At 65.8% G+C, this 368-nt stretch carries 1 protein-coding gene; it reads left to right on the top strand.

The window, feature by feature from the left end:
• The coding region (locus AC1DSF_RS31425) for a hypothetical protein (protein ID WP_478184219.1) at positions 1-368 on the top strand (368 nt) is incomplete at both ends.

Below are 368 nucleotides of genomic sequence, written 5' to 3'. Positions count from 1 at the left end.
GCAGCAACTCATTCGCGAGCAGATCGCCCAGCTCACCGGCTACCGCTACCTGGACGGCTACACCAGCGACCAGGACGAGTACACCGCGCTCATGAACGCGGGCGTGACCTTCGCCAAGCAGTATGGATTGACCCCCGGCATCGCCTTGACCGCCGCGCAGATGGCCCAGCTCACGAGCGACATCGTCTGGCTCGTCGAGCAGACCGTGACCCTTGCCGATGGCAGCACCCAGCAGGTGCTCGTGCCCCAGGTGTATGTGCGTGTGCAGCCCGGGGACATCGACGGCTCCGGTGCGCTGCTGTCGGCCGACCGCCTGAGCATCAAGAACAAGGCGGGTGAAGGCGACTTCACCAACAGCGGCACCCACC

The sequence above is a fragment of the Variovorax sp. 01N429 genome (assembly GCF_056399425.1).
Note: the sequence above shows the minus strand (reverse complement) of the source record. Positions and strands in the feature narration are given on the sequence as shown.